General features: G+C 37.7%; 23 protein-coding genes. 19 read left to right on the top strand and 4 right to left on the bottom strand.

Features of this window, described 5'->3' with window-relative positions; translation table 11 throughout:
- Nucleotides 1-195 precede the first annotated feature (195 nt).
- The 8 genes from purD to CYP64_RS06615 all read left to right on the top strand — a co-directional run bounded on the left by purD (nucleotide 196) and on the right by CYP64_RS06615 (nucleotide 12,408).
- The gene (gene purD, locus CYP64_RS06575; protein WP_103649140.1) at nucleotides 196-1,440 is read left to right on the top strand and encodes a phosphoribosylamine--glycine ligase; all 1,245 of its coding nucleotides are present in this window, start codon (nucleotides 196-198) and stop codon (nucleotides 1,438-1,440) included.
- Nucleotides 1,437-1,886: an RDD family protein gene (locus tag CYP64_RS06580; RefSeq protein WP_072595114.1), complete on the top strand. Its 450-nt coding sequence runs from the start codon at nucleotides 1,437-1,439 to the stop codon at nucleotides 1,884-1,886. Before purD ends, CYP64_RS06580 begins: the two co-directional genes overlap by 4 nt.
- Nucleotides 1,879-4,038 (top strand): LPS-assembly protein LptD, encoded by a 2,160-nt coding sequence (locus tag CYP64_RS06585; protein WP_103649141.1) that lies wholly within the window; start codon nucleotides 1,879-1,881, stop codon nucleotides 4,036-4,038. The genes CYP64_RS06580 and CYP64_RS06585 overlap by 8 nt, the downstream gene beginning before the upstream one ends.
- Nucleotides 4,039-4,737 carry a hypothetical protein gene (locus tag CYP64_RS06590; protein WP_021091548.1) on the top strand — a complete coding sequence of 233 codons (699 nt, stop codon included), beginning with the start codon at nucleotides 4,039-4,041 and terminating at the stop codon, nucleotides 4,735-4,737.
- Nucleotides 4,727-6,925: a polyribonucleotide nucleotidyltransferase gene (locus CYP64_RS06595; RefSeq protein ID WP_103649142.1), complete on the top strand. Its 2,199-nt coding sequence runs from the start codon at nucleotides 4,727-4,729 to the stop codon at nucleotides 6,923-6,925. The genes CYP64_RS06590 and CYP64_RS06595 overlap by 11 nt, the downstream gene beginning before the upstream one ends.
- A 17-nt stretch (nucleotides 6,926-6,942) precedes the next feature.
- Nucleotides 6,943-7,794 (top strand): universal stress protein, encoded by an 852-nt coding sequence (locus CYP64_RS06600; protein WP_021091781.1) that lies wholly within the window; start codon nucleotides 6,943-6,945, stop codon nucleotides 7,792-7,794.
- A 306-nt stretch (nucleotides 7,795-8,100) separates the two neighbouring features.
- Nucleotides 8,101-11,718 carry a DNA polymerase III subunit alpha gene (gene dnaE, locus CYP64_RS06610; protein WP_103649143.1) on the top strand — a complete coding sequence of 1,206 codons (3,618 nt, stop codon included), beginning with the start codon at nucleotides 8,101-8,103 and terminating at the stop codon, nucleotides 11,716-11,718.
- Between the two features lie 15 nt (nucleotides 11,719-11,733).
- Nucleotides 11,734-12,408 (top strand): DUF6882 domain-containing protein, encoded by a 675-nt coding sequence (locus tag CYP64_RS06615; RefSeq protein WP_103649144.1) that lies wholly within the window; start codon nucleotides 11,734-11,736, stop codon nucleotides 12,406-12,408.
- On the opposite strand, the gene CYP64_RS06620 is transcribed toward CYP64_RS06615, so the two are convergent.
- The 3 genes from CYP64_RS06620 to CYP64_RS06630 are packed head-to-tail and all read right to left on the bottom strand — an operon-like array spanning nucleotide 12,405 to nucleotide 14,886.
- Entirely contained in the window at nucleotides 12,405-13,067 is a 663-nt protein-coding gene (locus CYP64_RS06620; protein ID WP_103649145.1) for a cysteine hydrolase family protein, read from the bottom strand. The two genes, CYP64_RS06615 and CYP64_RS06620, sit on opposite strands and share 4 nt — an antisense overlap.
- Nucleotides 13,064-14,053, bottom strand: a complete 990-nt coding sequence (locus CYP64_RS06625; RefSeq protein WP_103649146.1) for a sensor histidine kinase — start codon at nucleotides 14,051-14,053, stop codon at nucleotides 13,064-13,066. Before CYP64_RS06625 ends, CYP64_RS06620 begins: the two co-directional genes overlap by 4 nt.
- Entirely contained in the window at nucleotides 14,050-14,886 is an 837-nt protein-coding gene (locus tag CYP64_RS06630) for a DUF234 domain-containing protein (protein WP_103649147.1), read from the bottom strand. Before CYP64_RS06630 ends, CYP64_RS06625 begins: the two co-directional genes overlap by 4 nt.
- 110 nt (nucleotides 14,887-14,996) lie before the next feature.
- Between CYP64_RS06630 and CYP64_RS06635 the strand changes: the two genes are divergently transcribed.
- From CYP64_RS06635 to CYP64_RS06650, 4 genes are all read left to right on the top strand, one after another.
- Nucleotides 14,997-16,328, top strand: coding sequence for an aminotransferase class V-fold PLP-dependent enzyme (locus tag CYP64_RS06635; protein ID WP_103649148.1), 1,332 nt, complete (start codon nucleotides 14,997-14,999; stop codon nucleotides 16,326-16,328).
- The gene (locus CYP64_RS06640; protein ID WP_103649149.1) at nucleotides 16,325-17,071 is read left to right on the top strand and encodes a hydroxymethylpyrimidine/phosphomethylpyrimidine kinase; all 747 of its coding nucleotides are present in this window, start codon (nucleotides 16,325-16,327) and stop codon (nucleotides 17,069-17,071) included. Before CYP64_RS06635 ends, CYP64_RS06640 begins: the two co-directional genes overlap by 4 nt.
- Complete coding sequence (gene thiE / locus CYP64_RS06645) at nucleotides 17,064-17,669, top strand: thiamine phosphate synthase (protein WP_103649150.1); 606 nt, start codon at nucleotides 17,064-17,066, stop codon at nucleotides 17,667-17,669. Before CYP64_RS06640 ends, thiE begins: the two co-directional genes overlap by 8 nt.
- Before the next feature lie 70 nt (nucleotides 17,670-17,739).
- Nucleotides 17,740-19,017 carry an aminotransferase class V-fold PLP-dependent enzyme gene (locus CYP64_RS06650; RefSeq protein ID WP_103649151.1) on the top strand — a complete coding sequence of 426 codons (1,278 nt, stop codon included), beginning with the start codon at nucleotides 17,740-17,742 and terminating at the stop codon, nucleotides 19,015-19,017.
- 36 nt (nucleotides 19,018-19,053) lie between these two features.
- Here CYP64_RS06650 and CYP64_RS06655 read toward each other — a convergent pair whose 3' ends face one another.
- On the bottom strand, nucleotides 19,054-20,160 hold the full coding sequence (locus tag CYP64_RS06655) for an FtsW/RodA/SpoVE family cell cycle protein (protein ID WP_103649152.1): 1,107 nt from the start codon (nucleotides 20,158-20,160) through the stop codon (nucleotides 19,054-19,056).
- 52 nt (nucleotides 20,161-20,212) lie between these two features.
- Here CYP64_RS06655 and CYP64_RS06660 point away from each other — a divergent pair, with 52 nt between their 5' ends.
- The 7 genes from CYP64_RS06660 to CYP64_RS06690 all read left to right on the top strand — a co-directional run bounded on the left by CYP64_RS06660 (nucleotide 20,213) and on the right by CYP64_RS06690 (nucleotide 26,184).
- Complete coding sequence (locus CYP64_RS06660) at nucleotides 20,213-21,184, top strand: RluA family pseudouridine synthase (RefSeq protein ID WP_103649153.1); 972 nt, start codon at nucleotides 20,213-20,215, stop codon at nucleotides 21,182-21,184.
- Complete coding sequence (locus CYP64_RS06665) at nucleotides 21,117-21,791, top strand: fibronectin type III domain-containing protein (RefSeq protein ID WP_180382139.1); 675 nt, start codon at nucleotides 21,117-21,119, stop codon at nucleotides 21,789-21,791. The genes CYP64_RS06660 and CYP64_RS06665 overlap by 68 nt, the downstream gene beginning before the upstream one ends.
- Before the next feature lie 64 nt (nucleotides 21,792-21,855).
- Nucleotides 21,856-22,323 (top strand): hypothetical protein, encoded by a 468-nt coding sequence (locus CYP64_RS06670; protein ID WP_258032978.1) that lies wholly within the window; start codon nucleotides 21,856-21,858, stop codon nucleotides 22,321-22,323.
- Nucleotides 22,323-23,510, top strand: a complete 1,188-nt coding sequence (gene trmB / locus CYP64_RS06675) for a tRNA (guanosine(46)-N7)-methyltransferase TrmB (protein ID WP_103649154.1) — start codon at nucleotides 22,323-22,325, stop codon at nucleotides 23,508-23,510. Before CYP64_RS06670 ends, trmB begins: the two co-directional genes overlap by 1 nt.
- Nucleotides 23,494-24,165, top strand: a complete 672-nt coding sequence (locus CYP64_RS06680) for a cell division ATP-binding protein FtsE (RefSeq protein ID WP_021091805.1) — start codon at nucleotides 23,494-23,496, stop codon at nucleotides 24,163-24,165. The genes trmB and CYP64_RS06680 overlap by 17 nt, the downstream gene beginning before the upstream one ends.
- Nucleotides 24,152-24,967, top strand: a complete 816-nt coding sequence (locus CYP64_RS06685; RefSeq protein WP_103649155.1) for an FtsX-like permease family protein — start codon at nucleotides 24,152-24,154, stop codon at nucleotides 24,965-24,967. The genes CYP64_RS06680 and CYP64_RS06685 overlap by 14 nt, the downstream gene beginning before the upstream one ends.
- Entirely contained in the window at nucleotides 24,964-26,184 is a 1,221-nt protein-coding gene (locus CYP64_RS06690; RefSeq protein ID WP_103649156.1) for a murein hydrolase activator EnvC family protein, read from the top strand. The genes CYP64_RS06685 and CYP64_RS06690 overlap by 4 nt, the downstream gene beginning before the upstream one ends.
- Nucleotides 26,185-26,208 lie beyond the last annotated feature (24 nt).

Below are 26,208 nucleotides of genomic sequence, written 5' to 3' on the forward strand. Positions count from 1 at the left end.
AGTCAGCATTTTACGGGGTCCAACACTTTTTTGTTAGCGAAAAGGTATGGATGCCTTGTGATGTGGCTTCGTTTGAGTCTGAAAAGGCGAGAAGTTGCAACCGTTTGGTATCCATCTATTTGCAAGATTGGCTTTGTTTATGGGCCACTCTTCTATGCGACGCCCACTCGGGTTTTTTAAATTTACGGAGATGAAATGAATATTCTCATAATAGGAAGTGGCGGCCGCGAATACGCCATTGCTCTAAAACTAAAAAACGAAAAAAATATAAATTTATACTTTGCGCCTGGAAATGGTGCGACCTCACGCCTTGGCGAGAATTTAAATATAAAAGACTTTTATGAGCTTGCAAAATTTGCTAAAAAAAATAGTATCGAGCTAACTATCGTGGGACCTGAAGCGCCTCTTAGCGAAGGTGTGGTAGATATATTTAAAAAAGAGGGATTGCTCATATTTGGACCAAGCAAAGCAGCTGCTAGACTTGAAGCTAGCAAAGCCTATATGAAGGACTTTTTGGCTAGAAATAACATAAAAACCGCAAGATATTTAAATACAGATAATAAAGAAAAAGCATTTAAATTTATTGATACCCTAAGCGCGCCAATGGTCGTAAAGGCAGATGGTCTTTGTGCTGGAAAAGGCGTTATCATCGCAAATTCTAAAGAGGAAGCCAAAGAGGCAGTTAGTGACATGCTAAGTGGAGCTAGCTTTGGTGAGGCTGGTAAATTTGTTGTCGTTGAAGAGTTTTTAGACGGCTTTGAGCTAAGTTTTTTTGCTATTTGCGACGGCGAAAATTTTGTAAGCTTGCCAGTGGCACAAGACCACAAACGCTTGCTTGATAATGACGAAGGTCCAAATACTGGTGGCATGGGCGCTTATGCTCCAAGTCCGCTTGCTTCAAAAGAGCTGATAAAAAGGGTTGAAGAAGAGGTTGTAAAGCCAACTTTAAAAGGGATGAAAAACGAGGGCAGTCCGTTTTGTGGAGTACTTTTTGTGGGGCTAATGATCGTGAAAAATGAGCCTTATGTACTTGAGTTTAACGTGAGATTTGGCGATCCTGAGTGCGAGGTATTGATGCCATTAATTGACGGAAATTTAAGCGAAATTTTACTAAATGCTGCAAAGGGCGAGCTAAAGCCTATTAGCTTAAAAGATGAATTTGCAGTCGGTGTTGTGATGGCTAGTAAGGACTATCCGTATAAAAGTAGTCCAAAAGCTAAAATTTCAGTTTTAAATAATGTAAAAGATGCTCACATTGCTTATGCTGGTGTTAGCGAGCAAGGCGGAGAAATTTATGCAGATGGTGGCAGAGTATTAGTCTGTGTGGCCACTGCGAAGAGTATAAAAGAGGCACGTGATAGAGCTTATGAGCTTTGCGAAAATGTAAAATTTGACGGAGCACATTATAGAAAAGATATTGCCTGGCAGGCATTAAAATGAGTATGCAGATAGTTGAAAAACTTGAAAAAGAAGAAATTTCGCTAGCACCATTTTCAAAAAGAGTGCTAGCTTACTCAATTGATGAATGTATCGTTTCTTTTTTGTTTTTGATCATTTACTGGGATGCTTTTTTGTCGGTTATGAGCTATGATGAAGCCAGAAATTTGACTTTAAATTTCTTTTGGCAAATAGTCGCATTAAAGATTATTTATCATGCATTTTTTGTTTGGTATTATGGTGCGAGTCTTGGACAAATGCTAACAAAGACGATGTGCATTAATGTAGAAATTTTAGATAGACCAAATTTTATTTCAAGCTTGGTAAGAGCGATTTTTAGGTTAGTTAGTGAAGCTTGTTTTTATCTTGGTTTTGCATGGGCATTTGCAAATCCAGCTAGACAGACTTGGCAAGACAAAATAGCAAAAACAGTGGTGATAAATGCGTAAAATTTTATTTTTAGTTCCGGTATGTATTTTAAATCTAAGTGCAGCTGTGCAAGATGTGCAGCTTTTGGCTGATGATGTAAAGCAAGATAAAGGCATCGTCACGGCTAATAAAAATGTTGTTGTATATTCACAAGATTACCTTGTAACGGCTGATTGTGCTGTGTATGATCAAAATAATTCGGTTATAGAGCTCTTTGGAAATGTCAATATGATGAAGGGCAAGAGCGAAGTCTCTCGCTCAAACTATGCAAAGTTAAATTTAAAAAATAATGACACTGCTTTTGAATCGCTTTTTATGATGAATAAAGACATGGAAGTGTGGATGAGAAGCGATGAGAGCAGCTCTGACAGTGAGTACTATAGAGTAAAAAAAGCGATGGTTTCAAGCTGTAATGTCCAAGATCCTGACTGGAGTATTACCTCAAGCTCAGCTATGCTAAATAAACAAAGCAAATTTTTACACCTTTTTAACCCAGTCTTTCGTATAGCTAATGTGCCAGTTTTTTATTTGCCATATTTTGGTTTTTCAACAGATACCACAAGAAGAACAGGTCTTTTGCCGCCTGAGCTTGGATATGGAAAATCTGAAGGCTTTTATTACAAGCAGCCGATTTATTTTGCACCTTATAATGAGTGGGACTTCGAGCTTGATCCGCAGATAAGAACAAACAGAGGTGCTGGAATTTATGGTGCATTTAGATTTACTGAGTCGCCTGATTCAAGGGGCGAAATCAGCTTTGGCTCATTTACTGATAAAAACAGCTACCAAGCCAAGCAAAAAGGAGAGACTTCAAATAAAGCTGAACTAAAAAATAAAACACATAAAGGCATTGGACTAAAATACGAAAGAGATAAGCTTATAAGATACCTTAGCGAAGCGGATTTGCAAGAGGGAATTTGGATAGACGCAACGAAGCTAAATGATATAGATTATTTAAATTTAAAAGGCAGGGATGATGATTATGATTCGCTTGTAACTTCTAAATTTAACTATTTCATCGCAAATGACGATCATTATTTTGGTGCTTATGCAAAATACTACATAGACACTGAAAAAATTGGCTCAAAAAATGAGAACAAAGACACTCTTCAAGAGCTTCCATCGCTTCAGTATCATAAATTTACAGATGATATTGTCTTGCCAAATATCTTATATTCACTCGATCTTCAGTCACATAGATACGATAGAAAGATAGGCGTTAGAGCGACTCAGTATGAATTTACGCTTCCAGCTTCAGTGCATGTGCCACTGCTTGATGATAGTTTAACTTTTTCATTTTACGAGTATCTATACGCATCAAGAATAAATTACGAGAATAAGATAAATTCATTTGATGATAAAAGAGAAGATAAGCATGCAAATTTTGTAAATAATTACCACAAATTTGCCCTTCACACTGACCTTGCAAAAGCGTATGAAAGCTTTTATCATACTCTAAATTTTGGAGCTGAATATCTACTGCCAGGCTATAGAAAAGGAAATTTAGATGATGAGTTTATCTATGATAAAAATCTAAATGAGTATGAAAATTTCTTGACTCAAGAGCAGAGTAAGGAAGAAATTTCTGGTTATCTGACTCAGTATTTCTTTAACTCTAATGGTAGAAAGATTATAAAACATAGTATTTCTCAAGGATATTACACAAAAGAAGATGAATATTCGAATTTAAAAAATGCTATCTATCTATATCCATTTGAAAATTTAAGCCTTTATAATAAGCTTGAATATTCGCACAAGAGCAAAGAGCTTAAAAAGGTACAAAGCGGATTTTCATACACAAATGATCTATTTTGGCTAAATATGCTTCACACCATGAAGAAAAATGATAGCAAAATAAAAAATAGTGCGACAAAAGATAGCTATTTTACAAGTGGTCTTGGAGTAAAATTACCTCATCAATATAGTCTTATTGGCGGCTGGCAATATGATATTGAGCGAAGCTACACAAAAAGCTGGAGAGTTGGTGTACTTCATCAAAGAAAATGCTGGAATTACGGGATAATTTATCAACAAGATGTCGAGCCAACAACAACAATAAACGGCTCAGCATCAACTAGAAAAAATGGTATTTATTTCACGATAAATTTCTATCCAATGGGCGGTTTGCACTATGACTTTTCGCAGAGCAGTACAAAATCGAGTGCTAACTAAATGATAACAGCTAAATTTAAGGATCAATTAGAAGCAGCTAGCAAGCTAATTGAAATTTTGCCAAAAAAAGAGCTTGTAGATAAAAAGACGATAGTTGTTTGTATGTCGCTTGAGTCAGTTATACTCACAGATGCGGTTTGTAGAAGTTTAAATTTAAGCTACGAGATGCTCTTTAGCGAGCCAATACCTGCGCCAAATAATAGCGAATGCGACGTTGCAATAGTTAGCGAGACAGAAGATATAGTATTAAATGATAAACTTATAAAAGCTTTTAATATAAGCTATGACTATATTTACGGCGAAGCACATAGAAAATATGAAGAGAAAATTTTAAAAAACGTTTATAAATACCGAAAAGGAAATTTGATAGGAGAGCTAAAAGATAAAAATATTTTACTAATCGATGAGGGATGCGAGACTGGTATGACGGCACTCATTTGCATAAAGACGTTGCTTGATGTGAAGGTAAAATCCATATCATACGCAACGCCAGTGATTGCTACTGATGTCTTTACAAATTTAAATGATATGGTTGATGAAATTTACACGATAAACAAGATCGTTGATTTTATCGATGTGGATTCGTATTACGAGAAAAAGATCGAAGCTACGAGTGAGCGTATCATGTCAATATTAGAAGAGAGCCCTTATTATTTGCCGTTACAAAAACAACAAGGAGATAAAAATAATGCAATATAGTATAGAAGTCAATAATCAGGTTGAAATTTTTGACCTTAATAAAGTAGCAAAACAAGCTAGCGGAGCGGTACTTTTAAGGGTAAAAAATACCGTAGTTTTAGCAACTGTTGCAAGAGAGGACACGCAAGTTGAGGAGGATTTTTTACCTCTAACGGTGCAGTATATAGAAAAAGCTTACGCCGCTGGTAAAATTCCAGGTGGATATGTTAAGCGCGAGACAAAGCCATGCGACTTTGAAACGCTAACAGCTCGTATCATCGATAGATCTCTTAGACCGCTCTTTCCAAAAGGTTACGCATATCCAACTCAAATAGTTGTAATGGTGCTTTCAGCCGATCCTGAGGTTGATTTGCAAGTTGTAAGTCTAAATGCAGCCTCAGTTGCACTCTATCTTAGCGACATCCCTGTAAATCGCCCAGTTTGTGGCGTTAGAGTTGGTTATATAGATGAAAAATTTGTTATCAACCCAAGCAACTCTGAACTAAAACAAAGTGCGATCGATCTTTATGTAGCTGGCACAAAAGATGAGCTTTTGATGATCGAGATGAGAAGCTTACCTCAACAAACTACGCAGCTTATCCCAATGGTTGCGATTGAGCCGATGATAGATCCAAGCTTAAGTGATAGCATGGCTCAAAAACAGCTAATGAATGAATTTAGCGAAGATATGATGGTTGAAGCGATTGATTTTGCTGGTAAGGCGATACTAAGAGCTAGCAGTGCTTACGAAGAAGCTTTCAAAGAGCATAAGAAAGAGGATGCTGCGCTTGAGCTAAAACCTGAAATAGAAAATGAAAATATCGCTATTTATATCGATAAATTTTATAAAGCTGAAGTCAAAAATGCGATCAACCAAATGGCAAAAAGCGAGCGAGCGAGCGAACTTAGTAAGATCGCGAAACAAATTTCAAGCGATGAGGTCGCTCAAAAAGAGGGCTGGGATGAGGCTGTCATCACAAATGTCCTTGGCAAATATAAAAAGAAAATCGTTAGAGAGCAGATCATAAACGAGGGTGTAAGGGCCGATGGACGTGGTCTTGAAGAAGTTAGACCTATTAGCATCGAAACAAATGTGCTTCCAAATGCACATGGCTCATGCCTCTTTACAAGAGGACAGACGCAGGCTTTGGTTGTCACTACTCTTGGCACTGATAGCGACGCTCAAATGTATGACATCCTCACTGAAAAAGTACCTTTTGTAGAGAAATTTATGTTTAACTACAATTTTCCAGGCTTTAGCGTAGGCGAGGCAAGCCCATTAAAAGCTCCTGGTAGACGCGAGCTTGGACACGGAAATTTAGCCAAACGTGCCCTTGCACCAAGTATCGATCTAGCTTCACCATACACAATAAGAGTCGTTTCAGAAATTTTAGAGAGCAACGGCTCAAGCTCGATGGCTAGCGTTTGCGGTGGCTCGCTTGCAATTAGAGCAGCTGGCGTAAATACTTTAAAACTTGTCGCAGGTGTCGCTATGGGATTAATATTTGAAGGCGATAAACACGCAGTGCTAACAGATATCATGGGACTTGAAGATCATGACGGCGATATGGACTTTAAAGTAGCAGGTACAAGCGATGGTATCACAGCGCTTCAGATGGATATTAAGCTTGGTGGCATTAGTTTAGAAGTGCTAAAAGAGGCACTTTATCAAGCAAAACGTGGTAGAGAGCATATCTTATCTTTGATGGCAGAAGCGGATAAAAATATAGAAATAAATGAAGATGTGCTTCCAAAGCTTGAGCTATTTAGTGTCGATCCAAGCAAGATCGTAGACATCATCGGACAAGCTGGCAAGACTATAAAAGAGATTATTGAGAAATTTGAAGTCTCAATCGATCTTGATAGAGAAAAAGGCGAGGTGAAAATCGCAGGTGGAGCAAAGAAAAATGTCGATGCTGCAAAAGACTACATCATCTCTATCACTTCAAAAGACAATGGACGTTCATTTGGCAAAAAGCCTTTTAAACACGACAAAGAGCGTTCAAAACCAAATTTTAATATCGGTGATGAGTTTTTGGGAACTGTAAAGAGCGTAGTTGATTTTGGTGTGTTTATCGAGCTAAAAGATGGCATTGATGGCTTGCTTCATATCTCAAAGATAAAAACCCCATTAAACGTAGGTGATCAGGTCAAAGTATGTGTGAGCGAGCAAAAAGGAAATAAAATTTCGCTCTCTTTGGTTGAATAAATTTTAAAGGACAGATGATGAAATACAAAAAGTTGCTTTTTCCAATAGGAGCTGGAGACGATATCGAGCCAAGAATTTATGGTGCCCTAAAGGTTGCTCAGTGGTTTAACACACATATGGAAATTATGACTTGCCAGCTTGACCCAAGCGTAGTTTATAATATGAAAATGACGCTTCGTGGAGGAGTGCTTTTTGAAGAATTTCTAAAATCAGCTAAATCTGAACTAGCTGTCGAGCATGAAGAGAATGAGAAAATTTTCAATAAAATTTGTGCTGAGCTTGGCATAAAAGTAACTAGTGAAATCATTGAAGATGTTTGCACTGCAAATTTTACTATTCATAGTGGTAAAAGAAGCGCGATAGTGGAGCAAGAGAGTAAATTTTGCGATCTAGTGGTGGCTGCTGTGCCACTTGATGGAAAGATCACTGGAACATTTGAGTCAGCTGTTTTAAAAAGCGGTAAAAATGCGATTGTAATCCCTAGAAAAATGCGTGAGTTTAAAGCTGATAATATCCTTGTAAGCTGGACTGGTACGACGCAAAGCTCAAGGGCATTAACAGGTTCAATCGATCTTTTAAAAAAGGCAAAAAAGGTTCAGTGCATTACCTCAAAAGCAAGCCTTGGCGATAATGCTGAACTAAATCTTAAGAAGCTTGAAGAGTACTTCAAAATTCATGGCATATCAGCCACTTTTGAAGTGATCGCTACTACGATGATACCTGGCGAAGCACTTTTAAAAGCAGCTATTGATAGAAATGCTGATTTAATCGTTGCTAGCAGATATGGTGAAAATGGTCTTATGGAAATGGTGCTTGGTGGCACTTCGAGATTTTTCTTGGAACACACAAATATCCCAGTTTATTTATAATGGATTGCGGCTTAGTCCGCGATCTAATTCTTTTAAATTTATCTTTTTGATTTGCTAATTTTTGTTCACTCGCAAGAATTGACTAATAAATTTTGACTTCACTGACCGCTTAGCTCAAATTTTAGAGCCGAAATTACTCGTTTAAAATTTACAAGACCTTAATAGCATAGTGCGTCAGATGACAGCGCGCTTCGTTTCTGGCCACAAACTACAAATTCTATAAATTTTAAAGCTCCCATTAAGATTTCATCAAGCACCTTATTAGCCAAAATTTTGTAAAATCCACTCATTAAAAAAGGATAAAAAATGAGTGAAAATTCTAGCTTTACACACCTACATTTACACACCGAATACTCCCTTCTTGACGGAGCGAACAAGATAAAAGAGCTAGCTCACGTGCTTCATGATAGAGGCGACACAGCAGCGGCTATCACAGATCACGGCAATATGTTTGGAGCGATAGATTTTTACAAGGCGATGAAAAAAGAGGGGATAAAACCGCTAATTGGCATCGAAGCTTACGTTCATAATGGCGAGCAGCTTGATGACAAGAGTACTAAGCAGCGCTTTCACCTTATACTAATCGCCAAAAATGAGACTGGCTATAAAAATTTAATGTATCTTAGCTCCATGAGCTACATCGAGGGCTTTTACTACTATCCTCGTATCAATAAAAAAATTTTAAAAGAGCACAGCGAGGGCTTGGTTTGTAGCTCTGCTTGCTTGCAGGGCGAGGTGAGTTGGCATCTAAATTTAAGCGATCGTAACGTCAAATTTGGCGCAAAGGGCTACGAGAGAGCAAAAGAGGTCGCACTTGAATATAAAGAAATTTTTGGAGATGACTTTTACCTTGAGATCATGCGTCACGGCATCGGCGATCAAAAACGCATTGATGATGATATTTTACGCATCGCCAAAGAGACTGGCATAAAGGTCATCGCTACAAACGATACTCACTACACTTTTAAAGAGCGAGCCGACGCACATGAGGTTTTTATGTGTATCGCGATGAACAAAACTTTAGATGATCCAAACCGACTTCGCCACAGCGTCCATGAGTTTTTTGTTAAGAGCAAAGAGCAGATGAGTGAGCTATTTTTAGATATCCCCGAAGTGATAGAAAATACCCAAGAGATCGTAAATAAGTGCAACCTTGAGATCAAGCTTGGCAACCCAACTCCACCAAATTTTAAATTTACTCTTGAATATGCCAAAGAGAGAAATTTAACACTTCCGGAGCCTGAAAATAGATATAGTTTTAAAAATGATGCTGTATTTTTTGAATATGAATGTAGAAAGGGGCTTGAAGAGAGGCTAAAATTTGTCCCTGAAAATTTACATGACGAATACAAAAAGCGCCTTGAGATAGAGATTGGCATCATAAATAAAATGAATTTCCCAGGCTACATGATGATCGTTTGGGACTTCATAAATGAGGCCAAAAGTAGAGGCGTGCCAGTTGGCCCAGGACGTGGTTCTGCGGCTGGTAGCTTGGTCGCTTACTCGCTAAAGATCACCGACCTTGATCCGATCCCATACAACCTACTTTTTGAGAGGTTTCTAAACCCAGAGCGTGTTAGCATGCCAGATATCGACGTGGATTTTTGTCAAAGCAGGCGTGGCGAGATCATCGACTATGTTACGCAAAAATATGGAAAATTTAACGTTGCTGGCGTTATTACATTTGGTAAATTGCTCGCAAAAGGTGTCATTAGAGATGTTGCTAGGGTTTGTGATATGCCTTACGCTGAAGCCGATGCGATGGCAAAGTTAATACCCGATGAACTAGGCATTACGCTAAAAGATGCTTACGAAAAAGAGCCAAAGATAGCTGAGCTAATAAGTCAAAATCCAAAGGCAGCTAAAATTTGGAAATTTGCCCTTGATCTTGAGGGACTAAACAGAAATGCCGGTCAGCATGCAGCAGGTGTCGTTATCTCAAATGAGGAGCTGTGGAACAAAACTCCGCTATTTCGTCAGCCAAACAGCCCAGAAGATCGCTATGTTACGCAGTATAGCCTTAAATATCTTGAGGATGTGGATTTAATTAAATTTGACTTTCTTGGACTAAAAACACTAACAGTTATCGATAATGCCATAAAGCTCGTTAAACAACGAACTGGCAAGGATATTATTTGGGAGCAGATCGATAAAAACGATTCTAATGTTTATAAAATGATACAAAGCGGCCAAGCGATAGGAATTTTCCAAATCGAGGGCGAGGGCATGAGAAAACTAGGAACTAGCTTGCGTCCAGACTGCTTCGAGGATATCGTCGCGATGCTAGCGCTCTACCGCCCAGGACCGATGGAAAGCGGTATGCTTGATGACTTTGTCAAAAGAAAACATGGCGAGGCCGAGATAACCTACTCATTTAAAGAGCTTGAGCCAATCCTTGCGCCAACATACGGCGTTATCGTCTATCAAGAACAAGTTATGCAAATCGTTCAAGCCATAGGTGGCTTTAGCCTTGGTGGAGCGGATCTTGTGCGTCGTGCGATGGGTAAAAAGATCAAAGAAGAGATGGATAGGCTAAAGGGCGAGTTTGTAAAAGGCGCTGAGGCAAAAGGGCTAAATGGACAAAAAGCAGACGATCTTTTTGAGCTAATTGTAAAATTTGCAGGATATGGCTTTAATAAATCTCACTCCGCAGCCTACGCCTATGTTACATTTCAAACGGCTTATCTTAAGGCTTATTACCCGGCTGAATTTATGGCCGCACTTCTTACAAGTGAAGAGAGCAACGTCGATAAGATCGTTCGCTATATCGATGAGATAAAACGCATAAATATAGACACTTTGCCACCATCTATCAACAAATCAACTAAAGAATTTAGCGTTGTTAAAAATGGCGATCATGACGGCATTATCTTTGGGCTTGGTGCGATTAAAGGTGTTGGTGGAGCGGCTATTGAAAACATTATCACTGAGCGTGAAGCAAATGGCGAGTTTAAGAGTATGGACGACTTTGTCTCAAGGATCGATCCATTTAAAGTAAATAAAAAGGTCTTTGAAAGCCTTATAAAAGCTGGTTGCTTTGATGAGTTTGGCTTTAGTCGCAAGATGCTTATGCAAAATGTAGAAAATATCATAGAAGCTTGCAAAAGTGCTGCTCAGATCCGTAAAAATGCTGTTGAGAGCTTGTTTGGTGAAGATGAGAGCATGAACGATGTGAAGATAAATTTTGTCACGATAAATGACGAATTTGACATCAAACAAATTTTAAAATTTGAGCAAGAGAGCGTTGGTATCTATCTCTCAGGCCACCCACTTGATGATTATAAAGACGAGATCAACAAGATAAAATACACTCTAAGCTCAGAATTTGAGAGCTTGCCACAAAGTGCAGAAATTTTAGTCGTTGGTAAGATCGAGGACTTTAGCACAAGGATAACCAAAAGTGGCAAGAAAATGGGCACTGTAAACGTGCTTGATTTTCACGGAAATATCGAGATCGCAGTCTTTGAAAGAGAGCTTGGCAACATCGAAGATATAGTAAAAGATGAAGCAAAACGCGACCTGCCTTATGCTTTTAGGATAAATATCACAAAAGATGATCAATTTGTAAGGACAAATTTAAATGAGGTTTATAGCCTAGAAGATGCGCAAAATTTAGACTTTAAAACAAGAAAGCTAAAACAAAACTCTAAATTTTCTAAAAATGAAGAGGCGAGCGCCCCTCAAAAAGCAAGAGAGTATGCTGAGCTAGAGGTGCTTTTATGCCTTAGTGAGCTTAGCAAAGATAAGATTACCAACCTTTATAATCTTGGCTATAACGAACATATAAAAAGTGGCACGAACAATGATAAGCGTCTTGTTATTAAGATAAAAAATGAAAATACAGCTCAAATTTTTGTCTATAAGACAAAATTTGTTGTAAATGACAGCTTTAAAGAAAAAGCACTTCAAGCAATAGCTTGCTAAGACCTCGGTGAAGCGATGTTTTTAGATAAGCTTGGCGTAGATAAAAGTAACTGGAGCGAGCTTTTTAGCGCATGTGTTGGCAAAGCGACATTACTTCAAAAACGTGCATTTAAGCTACTTGTTGAAGGTAGCAACTGGCAGGTCGATTTTGATAGCGGTAAAATTTACTTTGATGAGCATGAGTTTGATATGCAGTTTATCGGCTCTGAAAGCTTCTCGTCAAATACGTGGCTTTGGGGTTATGAAAATATAAATGGCTTTGATGAGCGGTTGCTCGAGCTTGCAAATAAAGCACGCGAGTTTGGTGAGAAATTTGGACTTAGCGCATTTGGTATGCCACAATTTGAGCTAGATGAAAATTTTAATGGTCACACGATTAGTATGATCCTTTGCACCGCTTTTGATGAGCAAAATTATTATAGGATAGAGTACGAGGGCGGAGCGGCGTATGTGGCTTTTAGATCAAATATGGTCTTTGAAGAGCCAGTGCTAGCAAATGAGCTTTTAAGCGTAGTAAATGAGTGTTTAAGCTCTTACGAGCTAGATCACAAAATCTTTATAAAAGGACTTTTGCTAAGCTGTGATATGAAATTTAGCGAAAGTCCTAATGAGATCATAGTGAATAAAAACGAGCTTAGCTTTAAATTTGACGAGCTAAATAGGCTCATAAATATTTCAAGCAAGCTTTAAAATTTAATACTCTTTACCACATCAGCGCCAAGTGCTAGCTTCATATGAAGAGAAAACATCTCGTGGTAAAAATCGCCATTGTGTCCTGGTATATCGTACGTTTGTGTAAGATCAAACGGTACGATAACTCTTGCTTTTTTATTGTATTCATTGGCTCGTAGTTTAAGATAACTAACGCACTGATAAACGCACATATCAGTGCAATCTCCGGTGACTATAAAGGTGTCTAGCTCCGGACGCTCTTCTAAAAATTCCTCAAATTCTTTATTAAACGCAATGCTTAAAGAATTTTTATAAAATGCTTTGATCTCTTTAAAAAAGCTTAGATTTTCTATCTCTTTTACGGTTTTTATCTCATTTGTATCAAGCATAGCGTGAGGTAAAAAGGTCTCAAATTCTTTTGAATCACTGGTGTGCCTATCTTCTATAAGGATAAAATTTCTAAAACCAAAATCTTTCCACGCTCTATCAAAAAGTGTCGCGATCCCTTTTGATAAGGCGGCCACTCTTTGACTAGCTAGCGCACCACTTCCAGCAAATGCTTCTATCATATCGATACAGATAAATGCAACGTTTTTTGCTCCATCGTTTGAAATTTCTCTTAAATCAAGCGTTTGAAGAGATTTTTTAAAAGCCTCAAGTTCGTTTTGTATGTTCATTCTTTCTCCTTTATTGGTAAATTTATGCAAAATGTTTTTGGATTTAGTGTGATCTCGATACTGCCTTTGTGAGCCTGCACTATCTGTAAGCAAAGGTGCAGCCCAAGGCCGTTTCCTTTTAGCTTGCTACTTTTAAATGGCTCAAAAACTATGGCTTTGTCTTTGATAGGCTCGCCACTATCGTAAACGATAAATTTATGCTCACTCGGTGTTTTTTCGTAGCTTAAAATGATCTCTCCTTCATCATCATCGCTCTCTTCGATGGCATCAATGGCGTTAAATAAAATATTTTGAAAGACGATGGCTAGTAGATCAAGGTCGCCCATATATTTGCCATCTGGAAATTCTAGGCTAAATTTAATATCCTTTGAATAGTCGTAAAAATTTATAGCCTCTTCGCACTCTTTTTTAAGCTGCAAAAAGTCAAAAATTTGCGCATTTATGTTAAGGCCTTTTGTGAAAAGTAGAGTGGCTTTGATTATGCGTTCGACTCGCCATGTAGCTTTTTGTATTTGATTTACGATAGGCTTTGTGCGCTCATCAGCTCTTTTAAGTAGAGTTGAAGCTAAAAGTGAGATAGAGCCTACTGGATTTCTGATCTCGTGGGCTAGGTGAGCTGCTACTTGGCCCATAGAGGCAAGACGCTCGGTACGTTTTTCTACTGTTATGTTTGTTGCAGAGATTATTAGTTTATTGTCTTTAGAGCTTGTTTTAAAAAGATAAATTTGCCCATTTACATTTATCTCGCCCTCTTTTTTTGGTATCTCTTTAAAAATTTTACCAAGTCTTACTGCTTCTGAGTTTTGTAAAAAGATCTCATCATTTTCATCTAACACCCAGATAGCATTTGGCAGAATTTCCACAATATCTTTAATAAAATTTTGCAAGTTTGCGTAAGATGATGTTAAATTTTTATATTCATTTTCTATCAGATAAGTCTGCTCTATCAGGCTTTTTAAGCCAGCTTGAATATCGTGTTCGTTCATTTTAAAAGTTCCTCAAAATCGCTAATTTCATAAAGCCTTAGCCTTTCATCCTTTAAATTTATTAGCTCGCTACTAAATCCACTCTTTGAAAAAAGAGCAATAACATCTGGCTTGATATTTAGTTTTTCGCATTTTTTTAATAGTAAATTTAGCACGTTTTTACAAACCTTTCTCTCTTTGTATTTTGCCTCGCCGACTATGATCTTGCCACCTATATTTAATAGCATATCAAGCTCTATATTTCTGCTCCAAAAGCTACTTAAAAATATGCCATTAATCATAAATTTTTTTGCCATGAGTTCACCGCATAAAATTTCAAATCCAAGGCTTGCATATTCGTCAAATTCCTTTTTTATGATGGCTAAAATTTCATCATTTCTACCAGCTTTTAGCAAGCTTAAATTTGGCTCTATAAATCTAAACCAAAACCTTGAAAAATGGCTATTAAAATGTATTTTATCCTCAACTTTATAGCCCCTTTCTTCTTTTTTTAGCATTTGGTTTTTTGATCTTTTTGGAAGTACTTCTCTACTTTTTTCTAGCAGTAAAAAATTCTTTTCAAAAAGCTTTGCGTAGACTTTGCTAGCTAGGCTTTGAGGTAAAATTTTATTTACATTAAATTTTTTTCTATCGCTTCGTGCGAGTTTTATGAGGGCAGATTTTATAGCATCGTTTGTATCGGATTCGAAGTAAAATTTTGGCATCAAGGCTAAGAAGTTGTTTAAAATTTCAGCCTCGATCGCTTCAAAAACATCATAATATGAGTGCTTTAAATCAAACTCATCAAAGACGAGATGAAATTTAATAAGTTCATTTATATCTAGGTGTTTCATTCGCTCAAATGTTGATTTTAAAGCTTTTATATTGGCTCCTTTATTTGGGCATTGTAGTATATTTTAGCTAAAGTAATCTATAATGCTACGCAAAAAACAAGGGTTGTGATTTGGTAAATTTAGAGCATATTAGAGAAAATATAATTTTAAAAAATGGCATTTATTATTTTGACTTTACAGCTTCAGGGCTAGCTTATAAACCTATCGAAGATGAGATGGTAAAAATACTTCAAACATATGCAAATACACACTCTATCAGCTCATCAAACGCCTATAAAACCGCTCAAACTTATGAAGATTCAAGACGTGAGTTAAAAAGCTTACTAGGACTTGATGAGAGCTTTTATCTTTTTACTTGTGGCAATGGAGCTACCGGTGCGATAAAGAAATTTCAAGAAATTTTAGGAATTTATGCACCGCCAGCATTAAAAAAAAGATATGCCCTAAAGCCAGATGAAAATTCTCCACTTGTTGTGCTTGGCCCTTATGAACATCATTCAAATGAGATAAGCTTTAGGCAAGCACTTTGTGAGGTTGAGCGTATTAGGCTTGATAAAAATGGAGGGATCGACTTTAATCATTTGGAGCAAATTTTAAGGATAAATGTCGGTCGTGAGATCATCGCAACTTTTAGTGTGGCTTCAAATGTGACCGGGGTTTTGAGCGATTATAGAAAAATTTATACTCTTATAAAATCTTATGGTGGCGTTGTGGCATTTGATGCTGCAAGCTTTAGCGCTTATGGAAATATTGATTGTGACTATTTTGATGCTCTTTTTTTATCTCCTCATAAATTGCTTGGTGGAGTTGGAAGTTGTGGGCTTCTTGCTATAAAAAAGATACTTGCAAACTCAGATGAGCCGACATTTGCTGGTGGTGGAACGGTAAGTTATGTCAGCAAAAACTACGCTATATTTGTAAAAGATAGTGAGCAGCTAGAAGAGGCTGGCACTCCGCCTATTTTAGGACTTATAAGGGCAAATTTAGCTTATAGACTAAGAAATGAGATAGGATTTGAGGCAATATATGAAAATGAGAGCGAGCTTGGAGAGTATTTGGAAAAAAGACTAGCAGAAATTCCTGAGCTTACGTGCTATCATCCAAATAACATAAAGCGTTTGCCGATATTTTCTTTTAACGTGACTGGTGTTTCGCCTTATGAACTAGCTAAAGTTTTAAGCAAAGAATATGGCATTCAAACGCGTGCAGGATGTTCTTGCGCTGGGCCATATGGACACGATTTGCTTCATTTAAAAGAAGATGCACTATTTACCCATAAGCCAGGCTGGGTAAGGGCTGGACTCCACTATACGCATACGCTACAAGACGTGGATTATTTAGTAGATGCATTAAAAAATAGCATTAAAAAGTATTCAAGTAGTTGGAAAGTCGATGATCCTTTTAGTGTTGATAAAATTTCAGGTTGTATGGGAGATAGATGAAAAATATATTAATCATTGCAGGAAGTGATAGTGTTGGTGGTGCTGGCGTGCAGGCTGATATTAAGACATGCGAGGCATTTTCTTGCTACGCAGCGACAGCTATAACGGCTCTTACGGCACAAAATACAAATGGTGTTAGCAATATCTTTGCTACAAATGTTACAAATCTAAATGAACAAATCAAAATGGTAGACGAGGAGCTAAACATAGATGCCATAAAGGTTGGTATGCTTTTTAATAAAGAGCTTATATCTTGCGTTGGTGCTTGGCTTGAAAAATTTCATAAGCAAGGCATTAAAATAGTAATAGACCCAGTTTGCGTAGCAAAATCAGGTTCAAAGCTTCTTGAAGATGATGCGATAGCAAGCTTAAAAGAGCTTTTTAAATTTGCAGACATTATCACACCAAATATCGATGAAGCCAAAGTTTTGGAGCTTGATAGTAAAAATTTACCTTGCGATATGATCTTAAAGCGAAGCACGGTTGCAGAAATTTGTGAAGATACTCTTTTTAAAAAAAATGGTGACGTGCTTAAATTTAAAGAGCCACTAATAAAACCAGAGATCATGCATGGGGCCGGATGTAGCTTTGCAAGTGCGCTGGCCTGCTTGCTGGCAAATGGACACGCCAAAGAAGAGGCCATAAAACTAGCCAAAAAATACATTTTAAATGCTATTAAAAATGTAGTTACGACAAAATTTGGCAAACGTCTACTAAATCATAAAGTTGGCATAAGTGATTGAAATTTACGCGATTAGCGATGATGTGTTGATGCCTGAAAATTTAGCCTTGCAATACACTAAAGAAATTTTAGAGTGTGGGGTTAAATTTTTCCAATTTCGCTCTAAAAAAATACCCAAAGATGAGAGGCTAGCTAGTGAAATTTTCAACTTATGTGAAAAATTTGGAGCCAGATTTATCGTAAATGATGATATTTTATTTGCTGCTCGTATAGGGGCAAAGTCCGTGCATTTGGGAAAAGATGATGCGAGCATAAAAGAGGCGTTTGAAATTTTAGGAGATGACGCTTACGTGGGGGTTAGCTGCTATGATAACTTGGAGCTTGCCCTTAGGGCAAAACAAAATGGTGCTAGCTATGTGGCTTTTGGAGCGATGTTTAAAAGCCCAACAAAACCAAATGCGCCACTTTGCAAGACCCAAACCATATCACAAGCAAAAGAAATGGGAATGAATGTGTGTGTTATAGGGGGCATAAATGCTAGCAACATTGCAAGCGTCGCTAGAGTAAAGCCAGACATGATCGCCTTAATATCCGCTATCTATAAAGATGGCACAATAAAGAAAAATATAGAAAATTTACAAAGAAATTTATTGCTTTAAAAGATGCTTATTTTGCAAGCTTTTTTATGAAAATTTCATTATAATCCCTGCTTTAAAAAAAAGGAAAACATTGCTAAATATCGATGAAGTAAGAAAAAATATCATTTTAAAAGAAGGCCTTTACTATTTTGACTACACGGCTTCAGGTCTTGCTTACAAGCCCATTGAAGATGAAATTTTAAAATTTTTAAAAACCTACGCAAACACTCACTCAGATAGTAGTTCAAGCGCAGTGCTAACGCAAAAATGCTATGAAAATGCAAGAGCTGAGCTAAAAAGCTTATTGGGCCTTGACGATAGTTTTTATCTTATCGCGACTGGTCAAGGAGCAACGGCTGCGATAAAGAAATTTCAGGAGATAATGGGAATTTATATCTCACCAGCTACAAGAGCTTTGATCGGCGAAGCAAATTTAAGAAATTTAAATTTGCCACTAGCGATCATTGGCCCTTATGAGCATCACTCTGTTGAAGTTAGCTTAAGAGAAGGGCTTTGTGATATAAAACGTATAGAGCTTGATGAAAATAATGAGATAGACTATGCGATGCTTGAGAATACGTTAAAGCAAAATGCAAAAAGAAAGATAATAGCTAGCTTTAGTGCCGCCTCAAATGTCACTGGCATTAAAACTGATTATAAAAAAATTTACTCGCTAATCAAAAAATACAATGGCATTTTAGTACTTGATGTGGCCACTCTTAGTGCTTATGAAAATGTTGATTGCAGATATTTTGACGCACTGTTTCTCTCGCCTCACAAGCTGCTTGGTGGAGTTGGGAGTTGTGGGCTTTTGGCTATCAAAAAAGAGCTTTGTAAAAATTTGCCTACATTTGCAGCAGGAGGCACAGTCAAATACGTAAGCAGGACATCGCATATTTTTACTAGTGAAGTTGAAAATTTAGAAGAGGGCGGTACACCGCCGATAATGCAACTAATGCGTGCAAATTTAGCCTACAAGCTAAGAAACGAAATCGGACTTAATAATATAAAAGTGGCTGAATGTGAGCTGGGCGAGATGTTTTGTAAAGAGCTAGAAAAGATAGATGAGGTGATAAATTATTGTCCTGAAAATTTAGACAGATTGCCTATTTTTGCATTTAATGTAAAAGGCATTTCGCCTTATGATTTTGCTGCTAGTTTAAGTAGCGAATTTGGCATCCAAACACGTGCAGGCTGTGATTGCGCTGGGCCGTATGGACATGATTTGCTTCATTTAAAAGATAATACTATTTTTGAAGCAAAGCCAGGCTGGGTACGTGTTAGCATTCACTATACGCATACAAAAGAGGATATAAAATATCTTATAAATGCCATAAAATCTTGCATCAAAAAATACAAAGAAGGATAGGGTAAAACTATATGCTTGACATTTGTGGAGAAAATTTTAGAAGTGAATTTTTATAAAGCTATAGGTTCTATCAAATCTAAAAGTTAGTAAATTTTGCAAAATTCCAAAAAGCACCATAAATGTAACAAAGCTACTTCCGCCGTAACTAAAAAATGGCAGTGGCACACCTACAACTGGTGCAAAACCTATCGTCATCGAGACATTTACACCCACATAAACGAAAATAAGTGCAGCAATCCCCGTGGTGGTAACTTGCGTAAAATAGTCGTTTTTTAGACCGTAATTTAAACTTAAAAGATGTGTTATAAGTGCTCCATAAAGTCCAAGCAGAAACAATCCACCATAAAAGCCAAAACGCTCGATATTGTAGGCAAAGATGAAGTCACTAGTGGCGATTGGCAAAAATTTAAAGTGCGTCTGCGTTGCTTCGTCCTTTGGCTTGCCCTTTAATCCGCCGCTACCTATGGCGATGATGCTTTGTTTGACGTGATAGCTTGGCTCTTCAGCGATAAAATCGTGAATCCTCTTTTTTTGATAGTCATGTAAATTTTCATACAAAACCGGCGCCAAAAAGCCTATCGCAAGGATAATGGTGATCCAAATTTTCTTATTTACTCCGATGACAAAAAGGATGGTATAACCAACTATTAAAAGTATGAGTGCGGTACCAAGATCAGGCTCTTTCATAATTAGCGCAAATGGCAAAAGTATGTAAAAACTAAGCTTTAAAAAATCTTTTACTCCGTATCCATTAGCCTCTGGAGGACGCTGTTTAATGAGATAGGCTAGCATTAGTAAAAAAGCTGGTTTCATCAGTTCTGATGGCTGAAGCGTGAAGTGAACGAAGGGAATTTCTAACCAGCGCCTAGCACCTAGTTTGCTAACGCCAAAGAGATCGACGCTTAAAAGTAGCACTATGCAGATCCAGTAAAACATCGGAATGATCCAGTCGATACGTCTAATGGGCAACAAAAATGCGACACAAAATGAAACAAATCCGATACCAAAATATACAAGCTGTTTGTTTGCTAAAACATCGTTTGCTTCGGAAACTAGGATGTAAGAGATGGCTATGATTGGGATTATTAAAAACGGCTGAATAAAATCAAAATGTGTTAAAATACGCCGATCTAGTTTTATCAAGTAGCAAACCTTAATTTTTGGGCTAGATTATATCACAAACAAGGCTTTGATTTTGGTTAAATTTAATGTTTTAAAAAGCTCAAGACTAGACGTTGCAGTAGCACAAGAGCTTCAAATTTCACGCAATCAAGCTTTAAATTTGATAAAAGACTCTCTTGTAAGCGTAAATTTAAAACTAGTCTTAAAACCAAGCTTTGCTCTAAGCGAAAATGATGAAGTTTGCGTAAATTTTGCCCCAAAAAAAGAGGTACAAAACGAGTATGAAGTAAATTTTGATATACCAATAATCCATGAAGATGATGATCTAATAGTGCTTAATAAACCTCCTCAAATCGTCGTTCATCAAGCCCCAAGCGTCAAAGAGGCGACACTTGTTGAGTGGCTAAATAAAAAAGGTTTTATGCTCTCAAATTTAAATGGCGACGTAAGAGCTGGCATAGTTCACCGCCTAGATAAGGGCACGAGCGGCGCTATCGTCGTTGCTAAAAACAACTTCGCCCACGCAAAACTTAGCGAGCAGCTAAGTGATAAAAGCATGGGACGAATTTATCTAGCGCTCACCGACCTACCGCTAAAAGAGGACGTCATCATCGACAAGCCAATCGGCAGAAACCCAAATAACCGCCTAAAAAAGGCGATCGTCGCAGATGCTAAATTTGCAAAAAGTGCCTTTGTAAATTTACTAAGCGAAAATGGCATAAATTTAATAGCAGCAAAACTTTTTACGGGTAGGACTCATCAGATAAGAGTGCACCTATCTAGCATAAACCGCCATATTTTAGGCGATGATTTATACGGATTTAAGAGCCAAGGCGATAAAATAAGCAGGGTTATGCTTCACGCTTATATGCTCTATTTTATCCATCCGCGAACTGGCAAAAGGGTAGAATTTACCGCAAAAACGTATGATGACTTTAACCAAATAATTTACAAAAAAATTCCCAAGGAGATTTTTGATGAAAAAATTTGCCCTACGCATATTGACACCATTTTTAGTAGCTTTCTTAGCGGGATGCGGCTCTAGCGTACCGACTCAGCAAAGTATGTCACTGCCTACGATTACAAGTTTAAAAACTATTTCAGATATGACAGAAGTTGGCTTCGAGTGGAATCCAGTAACCGATGAGAGCGTCGTTGGCTACTATCTTTACCGCTCAAATCCAAATGATGCAAACTCAAAAATGCAACTAGTTGCAGACATAAAAGACCGCTTTGCAACGCACTATGTGGACCGCAATCTAGCTCCAGAGACAACCTACTCGTACCAAATGAGAACCTACTCAAGTAATGCCATCTCTCAACCGGGCACGATCGCAACAGCAACTACAAAGCCACTGCTTGACTCAGTACCATTTTCGCAAGCTATTACAGGGCTTCCAGGACGCGTGAAAGTGATTTGGAGACCACATCCTGATAGCACAGTGGCAAGCTATATCATTCAAAGAAGCGATGCAGGAGCTAATAAATTTAGTCAAATCGCAGAGGTAAATGGCAGACTAAATGCCGAATATATCGATACTGAGGTAAAACCTGGTAAGTCTTATGAGTATAGAATTTTAGTTAAAACTTCTTCAGGTGTTGTCTCAAAACCAAGCCAAAACATAAGTGCAACGACAAAGGAGTTACCCTAAATCAGTAACGAATCTTCAGGCAACAAAAAATGCACCAAAAAAGATAATCCTAACGTGGGATTATATGCCGGCTGAGGATTTTTCGTACTATAAGGTTTATAGAACGACTAGTAAATTTTTGCCTTATACATACTTGGCAAAAACTACTAGCAATACCTATGAGGACCTTATAAATACAAACGCTGCAACAAGGTATTATAGAGTTACAGCTGTTGATAAAGACGGCCTTGAGAGCTTAAAACAAGAAGAGCCAATTGTGGGGATAACACTTGGTGCACCAAAGACTCCAAATATTAGCGCTAGCTACGATGGTAGCGGCGTAAATGTAAACTGGAGTGCAGTTGATAGAGCCAGTTCGTACACGGTTTATAGAAGCGGCGCAAGTGAGAAAATTTTTAGTGGCATAGATGGTACTGGACTTAGAGATGATAGCGTGCAAAAAGGAGCTAGCTATTCTTACAGCGTCGTAGCTATCGATGAGTACGGCATCGCCTCTGATAAGTCATCAAAAGCAGAAGTTAGCATAAAATAATGCCAAATTTCATCGCTTCGTCTTTAAAAGAGCTCTCGTTTCCATTTGGTAATGACAAGGTCAAATTTCTTTGGCAGGCAAATGGACGAAACGAGAGGCTCATCTACACAAAAAATGAAGAAGAGAGCTTTTTTCTAGTCGTAAAGCCCAGTAAAAATGGCATCGTCGTAAAGGGAGAAAAGCTTACAAAGCCAGCTAAAGTTGGACTTTTACAAGAGGCGCTTGAGCTTTTTAAAGAGCAAAATTGCAATGATGTAATCAGTCAAGCATTTGCTGTAAAAAAGACAAATTTGACTAAGAAAGTAAGTGAAATCTTAAGCCTTGAAGAATTTGCGCCAGCATTTTGCGAGCTAAAAGATAAATTTAAAGAGATTTTCATCGAGATCGGCTTTGGCTCTGGCAGACACTTGCTTTATCAAGCTAAAAACAATCCAAATGCCCTAGTTATCGGAATAGAAGTCTATAAACCAAGCATCGAGCAAGTAGCCAAGCTAGCTAGGTCAAATGGTCTAGAAAACGTGCGTCTAATAAACACCGACGCCAGACTTTTGCTCTCACTTATTGGATCAAATTTGGTTGATAGAGTCTTTTTACACTTTCCAGTGCCGTGGGATAAAGCAGAACATAGACGCGTGGTCTCATCGGCGTTTGCGCTTGAGTGCGAGAGGATATTAAAAGTAGGCGGCAAATTTGAGCTAAGGACTGATAGCAAGGAGTATTGCGATTTTAGCTTGAGTAAATTTTTAGAGCCTACAAACTCAAAGCTAGAAGCTTTTAAAAATAGAAATTTAGAGGTAACTAGTAAGTACGAAGACCGCTGGAGACGTCAAGATAAGGATATTTACGATGTTGTTTATACTTGTGAGGTTGAAAGTGGCGAGAGTGTTTTAGCTGGGGATTTTAGCTTTAAAGAAAAGACAAGTGTAAAAAATATCATTAAAAATTTCAAAAATTTCATCATCAAAAAAGAGGATTATTTTTTACATTTTGAAGAAATTTACACCATAAACGAGGGTGAAATTTTGCTAAAAGTTGCTTTTGGAGCATTTAATAAACCTGAGCAATGTTTTATCAAAATAAGCGATGAGAAAAGCGAATATTTTATAAAAAAACCGATCTTAATTCGTGAGAATTTAGCTGCACACGAGCTTTTGAAGGAGTATTTGGCTGATGCAAGAGATAATTAGTGCAAGGAATTTGAGCCTAGCTTATGAACGCGATGAAATCGTAATTAATAGCGTCAATTTAGATATTTATGCAAATGATTTTGTCTTTATAACAGGTAAGAGCGGAAGCGGAAAGAGCACACTTTTAAAATCATTTTATGGAGAAATTTCACCCCTTGCTGGAGAGCTAAATGTCTGCATGACACAAATGGATGACATCGATGATAAAAGGCTTTGTGAGCTTAGGCAGCGAGTTGGCATTATATTTCAAAATTATCGCTTGATAAATGAATGGAATGTGGAAAGAAACGTTATGTTGCCACTCATCATCAAAGGCATCAATCAAAATGTGAGTAAAAAGCAAGTGGCTAAACTTTTAAAACATGTAAATATGCTTCATAAAGCTGATAAATACCCTCGTGAGCTAAGTGGTGGTGAGCAGCAAAGAGTAGCGATGGCAAGGGCTCTAGCGCACAATCCAAATTTGCTCTTATGTGACGAGCCAACTGGAAATTTAGACGAATACTCAAGCGACGTCATCTGGTCGCTTTTAAAATCAGCTAGGGAATTTTTAGGCACGAGCGTAGTAGTTGTCACGCACCATATCCCATCGACACTTCGTATCCCATACCGTCACTTCGTCATAGAAAATGGAGGTGTGCATGAGATCGCTTAAAAATCATCTTGGATTTATCTTGCCGCTAATCGCGCTTTTGTTCTCCGTGCAGTTTAGCCTAACTGCTGATAAGGTTGTGAGAGATTATGAAAGACTTATGGGAAATGACTACAACATCGTCATAGTTTCAAGTAAAGAGTTAAGCGAGCCCGTGCTAAAGCCGATCGTGAGTAATCTAGCTAGCCTCGAGCCACTAAGTCCGCAAAAAATAATCGACCGCCTTTCAAATGACATCTCTGCTAAAAATTTATCCATACTGCAAAATGCGCTACCTAAATTTTACTCACTAAAACTTAGCGAATTCCCGACACCGCAGTACATGGATGAGCTAAAGCAAAAGCTTTTAAAATTTGATGGGATCACAAAGGTTGAGACATTTTCAAAGACTCACGATAAGGTCTTTAAAATACTAAATTTAGCCAAAAGTATATCGTATGCTTTTATGGCGATACTTTGTGTTGTTGGGCTTATGCTTATGCTAAAGCAGGCTAAAATTTGGCTATTTGAGCATAGGGAGCGCATCGAGATTATGACGCTCTTTGGAGCACCTTTTTGGCTAAAATCAGCCATGCTTTACAAATCAGCCATGGTTGATAGCCTAGTTGCGACCATTGTAGTTGGTGCATTTTTCTTTTTCTTGCCTGGTATTGAAATTTTTAGAGAAAATGCCGCAAGTATTGATGTGGTTTTGCCTAGCCTTGATCCTTCAAGGGATATTTTTATTTTATTTGGCGTGGCTATGTTTTTAAGCATTTTTGCTGTTAGTTTGGTGATGAGTAAGGCTAGAAAAAGCACGATATGAGAAAAGGAATTTTTACATTTTTGCTAGCTTTTAGCTTAGCTTTTGCATCAAATACCAAAGAGAAGATCAAAGACTCCAAAAACTCGCTAAGATCGAGTCAAGCGATGAGTGAGCAGCTTAGTAAAAAGCTAGATGATTTGGCTGGTGATATCGTAAATGGCGAAAAAAAACTTCGAGGTATAAGTGGCGATATCACAAATTTAAAGGGTCAAATTTCAGTCCTTGAGACAAATGCTTCAAAAGCACTTATTGAACTTGATGATTTAACGAAACAAAACAAAGAGCTAGAACGCACACAAAAAGAGCTAGAGCAAAATATGATAAGGATCATCGCAGAAGATTTGTCGTTTGATCTTTTGATGTCTGCAACTGAGGGCAAGCAAAGCGAGGAGAGCATCATCTCATCTCAAATTTTAACCAAGCTAAATGCCATCACAAAAGAGGATTTTAAAAGGCTTAGTCAGAACTATGAAGATACGATCGAAAAGATAAAAAATAAATCAAACAAAATAAACGAGATAAACTCAAGTATCAAAAACTATAGACGTAAGCAAAGCGACCTGCAAAATTTAGAAAGTACGCAAAAAAATACAATAAACGGACTAAAACGTGATAAGGAAATTTACAGCAAAAAGCTAGCCAAGCTTCAAGCCCAGCAAGATGAGCTAAGAAAGACGCTAGAACAGCTTGCTATCATGCAAAAACAAGAAGATGAAGCCGCACGTGCAGCTAGAGAAAAACAAGAAAAAGCAGCTGCAAGCAAAGGTGGTAAAAAAGGCGAAAAAAGCCAGCCAATGGGTGGAGGCTATCAAACAAGCTCGGTCAAAAAATATTCAGGTGCAAAGACAATCGCTCCTCTTGACAGCTACACCATAAAGCAAAAATTTGGAAATTACGTAGATCCGATATATAACATCAAAATTTTTAATGAGTCAGTCACGCTTCGCTCAACCACGCCAGATGCCAAAGTTAAAAGCGTGCTAAATGGTAAAGTGGTCTTTGCAAAAGCAACTCCGATGCTTGAAAATGTTGTCATTATAGAAAACGAAAATGGCATCCACACAATCTACGCTCATCTAAGTCAGATCGCACCGACGGTCAAAGTAGGCTCAGTCGTACAAAAAGGCTACGTTATAGGCCGAGTTAGAAATGATCTAACCTTTGAAGTGACGCAAAGAAACTACCACATCGATCCACTTGAGATGATCTCAAAATAGCCGCCTTGCAAGTACTATTAACTA

It is taken from the genome of Campylobacter concisus (assembly GCF_002913945.1).
Classification (GTDB): domain Bacteria; phylum Campylobacterota; class Campylobacteria; order Campylobacterales; family Campylobacteraceae; genus Campylobacter_A; species Campylobacter_A concisus_P.